The sequence below is a fragment of the Gluconacetobacter sacchari genome (genome assembly GCF_014174255.1).
GTDB lineage: Bacteria > Pseudomonadota > Alphaproteobacteria > Acetobacterales > Acetobacteraceae > Gluconacetobacter > Gluconacetobacter sacchari.
On record NZ_JABEQJ010000070.1, the window covers coordinates 1 to 3,958 of the forward strand.

The following is a 3,958-nucleotide window of genomic DNA, read 5'->3' on the forward strand; positions in this document are numbered from 1 at the left end:
CGCCGAGAAGGTCGCGACCGGCCTGTCCCTGCGCCACGATCACGGCAGCCAGTATATGTCCGATGTTTTCCAGGACGAGATCCGCTTCCTGGGCATCGAAAGCACGCCGGCATTCGTCCGCGCTCCCGAGGGCAACGGATGCGCCGAACGCTTCATCCGCACCCTGAAGGAAAACCTGCTTTGGGTCCGGGCTTTCGAGACCGTCGAGGAACTCCGACACGCCCTGCTGGAGTTCCGAGACCTATACAATGAAACCTGGCTCCTCGAACGGCACGGCTTCATCTCCCCAAATGCCGTGCGCGCCAGGGCTCTTTCCAATGCAGATCTCGCCGCTTAGGCTTCAACCAGATGTCTCAAAAACCGAGGCCGGTACAGTATAACCCCGGCACATCAGCCGGTGCACTTCCTTGACCGCCTGACCACCACCCCGGTTGGGACGATAACCATAAGCGCTATCCTCGAAATCCGCCTCGAAGATCGGCTCAAGCACCAATTTGGCGGCGGTCTGGACAACGCGGTCCCGGATCGTCGGAATACCGAGCGGCCTTTCACCCCCTCCAGGCTTTGGTAGCATGACCCGTCGCACCGGCTGAGGCCGATACGTCTTCGAGACCAGGTCCTCGCGCAACCCCGCCAGCCACTCCGACACGCCCGCTTCCTCGATCCGCTCGAATGTCATCCCGTCCATACCCGGTGAACCCGCGTTGGACCGGGCCAGCCGATAAGCATGATGCAGAATATCATCGCGGCAGATCTTGTCGTAGAGCACGTAGAAACGAAAGGCAGGCTCCGCCTTCGCCTTACGATACAGCTTTCTCTGAAGAGTCCCGATCCTGTCAGGTGTTTGCAGGCTCATCGCCAATCACCCTCACCTCATCCTCGTTAAAAGCACACCAGAAGTCAGGGTCCTTCCCTCCACCGGCATTACCCGGCCTCGACAGTACTATGACCCTGTCCGACTCCCGATCCGAACCGACGGGCCACGCTCGCCGTTGAGGCCGCTACCCTCGTCCAGATCGGGCCTCCCCCGATTACCCGCATCACCATTCCAGCGTGCCGTGCCTACTACCCCGGCGGATCGAGCGGGTGCACTCGTCGATTTCTTCCCCGCTCATGCTGCCTTCCCCGAAACTCAGGCGGGTCGGCATCCGCATCATCACTTTCGAGGCCTGCTCAGGCTTCACACGCGTTACGGCCCGCTGGATCGCTCAACCGCCCAAGGCGGCCTTCGTCACGAGGCTTCGGCCCGGCAGGTTACCCAGCCAAGCCGCTCGTCAGCTACCAGACTTATCGACAACTATCTGGGTGGAACCTCCCTCCACTGGTGTTACACGCCTTCGGGGCGCACTGAGATTTCCGGGCTAATGGATCTCAAACTGGCAGCGTAATCAAACAGCGCAACGCGATGTCTCATATCCGTGCACCGGTACATGTTACACGCCTTCGGGGCGCACTGAGATTTCCGGGCTAGAATTGGACAGGATCTCGATCTTGGCCAAGGCTTCCGGGGGAATCTCACGCAAATCCGATACGTCCGCCAGTCGCCGGCCGTTGACGATGATTGAGAAGGGGCGACCACCATTCCGGCGTTCAAGACGGGTGATGACTTCCCCAATCGTCATGGCGGCCAGATTGTCGATGTTTCGCGCCGAATATTGATCGATGACGTCTTTTGTCTTTGGTGTCCGTCGGCCGGTAACGACGACATCCGTTGAGCCTGTAGACACATTGCCGGCGCCCTGAGCATGAGATTGGGAAATCGAAAGAAACAGAATAACCGAATATGCGCTAAGAAAACTTCCGTTTTTAGGTACTATCACTGTCAGATGACGGATGATTCGTATCAGTCTCAGGTTTTTTTGCCTTTTTTCTTTTTCTGACCGGATGATCCAAAAAGGGCATCAGCAATTTCTTTGTTCAGCTCACCCGACAGGCCCGGAGCTGTTACCGCCACGGGCCGCCGGTCAGGATACGGTCGGAAGGAGCTGGTCGACGGTATCAAGGGCGTTCTGAGCGCTCTGGAGATTGCTGTCCGATGTCACGTCCTGCTTTTTCAGGTGTTCCTTGCTTTCCCGGAGAAGGGCCTTCATCTGGCTGGCCAGGGCGATGACGGCCTGCTGGAATTCCGGGTTGCCGTCTGCCGACGCTCCGGACTGTCCGGCGGTCACGGCCTGTCTGGGCATGGGATCAGATCCATCCGAATCCCGCGTCGCACCTGTTGCCGCCTGCTGGGCATCCAGATCCGTCCCGTCGGTTGCGGCCTGATCGGCTCCCGATGGAGCCTGTCCGCCGTCCTGCGGCGTTGCCAGCACCATGCTACCGACAGCTGAGCCGCTGGCGTTCGTTCCGCCACTTTGCACGTACTGCGCCACGGCGGCCGCGAGTTGGGTGGTAAGCTGCGCCACTTCCAGAGCAAGAGCTTTGGGTGAAAGCAGGGCTTTCATTTCCATAAGCAGTCGCATCTGGGCATTGAGCATGTTGACCCGTTCTTCCGCAGCCTCCTTGGCGAACTGCCGGCCGGATTGGATCATCTGATCCAGCCGGGTCACGGCTTCCTGTTGGGCGGACAGCGCGGCGCCGCTGTCGGGGGATGCTCCCTTCAGGAAATCGAGACCGGTCTGCGAAAGCGTCACCAAAACGGCTGACGTGTCCGTCTGGTCCACCTGACCGGTGGCGGTGGAGGCCACCTTGCCGTTGGTCGCACTATCCGCCACAGACGAACGGTCGTTGCCGGTGTATGTGGTCGCAGCGGAGACGAACATCGTTTGGTGGTCCCGACTGACGGATTGAATCAACTTTGGGAGAACCCCAATTCCTTGCGGGTCGTGGTCAGTGCCGCCTGGATCGCGGCTTCATGCCCCTTGGCCCATGTCTCGTTGAACAGATCGGTGACATTGAGAACAGATGGGTTACTGCGGACATGCGCTTTCTGGGCATTCTTCATCAACTCACTCAGCATCCCGACGATGGATAGGTTACTGACGTATTTTGAATCGACAGGCTTGTTTGCCGCGCCCATCTCTTCTTCATAAGCAGTCTGCACGGAGGCACGATTGAAGGCCCATCCGATCGTTGATTTTTCGTAAGAACCAGACTTGTCTAAATACATGCTCAAATTCTTCGAACTGGCTATAGAAGAATAGGTCACATTCGACCGGTTTGAAACCGTTGCATCACTTGAATCAATGGAATATCCTTGACCACTGGCAGGTGCAGGGATGAATTTTGACTCAAGGTCCATTGGTCCGGAGTAATTTCCTGTAGCAAGCTGCTCCTGCTGAAGCATGATGTACTGCGCCATGCCCTGTTCTTTTGTAGAGAACAGACCACCTTGATTCGACGACACCGCAGCGAGAGCAGTTCTGTCCAGACCGGACATCAGCGTGTACCAGTCCGTCCCGTTCGCACTATCGTAATTGAATGGCTTTCCGCTAGCGTCCATGGAGGTGTATTCCGCATCCATGCTGGCACGCGCAGCCTGTGCGATCCCTGAAGCACTGAGTCCGGTCGAGATCGTTGTGGCCGCAGGATCAAGCACATTTTCACCGAAACTCGCGGACGTGCCCGAGCGCGTGGGAAAGAATTGCGCGTAATAGGCCGCTTGCGAATCCGTCGTCGTGCTGGATGTTGCGGCAAGGGCAGCCGTGGCAGCCGCAGAAAGGGTAATCGTATCTCCGCTGTGGGACGTGGATGAGCTTGAATAACCCGATGTTTTCGTTGCCGTATTGTCTAACTCTTGTGTCGAGCTATCATTTTTTGACGCGGAAAGGTAAATGGCGGCTGATTGTACCGCGCTAACTGTCGTCATCAGCTTGTCCCACTATGCGAATATGAATCAGATACAATCTGGACTTGCCCCGCAAAAGTGGAGAGCTATCGGGATCAGGTCGCCTGCCTTTGGTATGCAGCCGGGCTGATGAAGTCCAGTGACGAATGGCGCCGGACAGGATTGTAGAAA

At 57.5% G+C, this 3,958-nt stretch carries 5 protein-coding genes; 1 reads left to right on the top strand and 4 read right to left on the bottom strand.

Features of this window, described 5'->3' with window-relative positions; genetic code table 11:
• Positions 1-337: integrase core domain-containing protein (locus tag HLH48_RS22485; protein ID WP_182999679.1), on the top strand; the 337-nt coding region annotated here is incomplete at its 5' end.
• Between the two features lie 3 nt (positions 338-340).
• Here the strand turns inward: HLH48_RS22485 and HLH48_RS22490 are convergent.
• The 4 genes from HLH48_RS22490 to HLH48_RS22505 form a co-directional block, all read right to left on the bottom strand.
• On the bottom strand, positions 341-856 hold the full coding sequence (locus HLH48_RS22490) for a hypothetical protein (RefSeq protein WP_220795281.1): 516 nt from the start codon (positions 854-856) through the stop codon (positions 341-343).
• Between the two features lie 577 nt (positions 857-1,433).
• Positions 1,434-1,727 (bottom strand): hypothetical protein, encoded by a 294-nt coding sequence (locus HLH48_RS22495; RefSeq protein ID WP_182999680.1) that lies wholly within the window; start codon positions 1,725-1,727, stop codon positions 1,434-1,436.
• Positions 1,728-1,964: 237 nt separating this feature from the next.
• Positions 1,965-2,762 (bottom strand): hypothetical protein, encoded by a 798-nt coding sequence (locus tag HLH48_RS22500; protein WP_182999681.1) that lies wholly within the window; start codon positions 2,760-2,762, stop codon positions 1,965-1,967.
• Positions 2,763-2,791: 29 nt separating this feature from the next.
• The gene (locus HLH48_RS22505; protein ID WP_182999682.1) at positions 2,792-3,808 is read right to left on the bottom strand and encodes a hypothetical protein; all 1,017 of its coding nucleotides are present in this window, start codon (positions 3,806-3,808) and stop codon (positions 2,792-2,794) included.
• Positions 3,809-3,958: the final 150 nt, after the last annotated feature.